This window comes from Microbacterium sp. MRS-1, from assembly GCF_000585455.1.
GTDB lineage: Bacteria > Actinomycetota > Actinomycetes > Actinomycetales > Microbacteriaceae > Microbacterium > Microbacterium laevaniformans.
This window is the reverse complement of the sequence record NZ_JAUF01000132.1, coordinates 1-902: the sequence shown is the minus strand read 5'-3', so window position 1 is coordinate 902 and position 902 is coordinate 1. Positions and strand designations below refer to the sequence as shown.

The 902-nt window shown below is 61.8% G+C and carries 1 protein-coding gene; it reads right to left on the bottom strand.

The features are described 5' to 3' along the window. Nucleotides 1-827, bottom strand: an 827-nt coding sequence (locus AS96_RS15165; protein WP_231477299.1) for a reverse transcriptase domain-containing protein, incomplete at its 3' end; no start/stop codon positions are given. Nucleotides 828-902 lie beyond the last annotated feature (75 nt).

The following is a 902-nucleotide window of genomic DNA, read 5'->3' as shown; positions in this document are numbered from 1 at the left end:
CATTCTCCCGCGCAACTCGCGGCGGCTGGCCACCCCGCACCTTCTTGATCAACACGCCCTAGCGCCCAGGCTGCTTCTGCTCGGACAACCTCAGACTTATCCACGAGGCATCGCTGCGCCCACGCATCGAATGGAGCCCGGTAGCTGTCCTTTGGCGCTGCGAGAGTTTCCGCCATTCTGAGCAGCCAGACTCGAGCCCACGGCGACGTTCTGGGCAACGCAAGCAGACGAGCCACCGTCGTCCAGTTCTTTCGTTGTTCCGGCCGCGCCCGCAGATAGACGAGCACGTTGCGAAGATGGGGAGGCTCACGCGCGACGATTCCCACTAGCCAGTCGTCTGGGAGCCGCTCGGGTGCGGCTCGAAGAACTCGCAGAGCGCGCGAACCGAACGTTGCGTGCAGAGTGCGTTGCTCAGGATCGCTCTTCACCCAGTCCTCGACGATCCCTTTGAGCGCCTCGAAGTCGACTTCGTCCTCGGACGCGTCGATCTCTTCGAGCTCAAAATCGTCGTATCCGACTTGAACAAACTCCACCGAGCGAAGGTTGTCCGCCGCGCGCGATCGATAATCATCGAGTAGCGCCTCGCGCTCCGCCTCCGTCTCTTGCAATTGCTTCACCGAATGGATCCGCGTCTTGCCATCGGCGAGAGTGAGCCCGATTGACCGAGCTTCCTCAACGACCAGTTCGATGGCTTGGTGCGCCGACGCCCAATCTGTGCAGATGACGCGGAAGTCATCTGCGAAACGGCTAACCTCATAGCCTCGGCGACGGATACCGCGCTCAATGCGGTCAAGATAGACATCGGCGAGCAGGTGGCTCGCTGACATTGCTTGCGGGATGTTTAGCCGGGGCTTCGGGTAGCGCGGTTGTAGTGATCCGGTAGCACGGGCGCGGCGATCGGA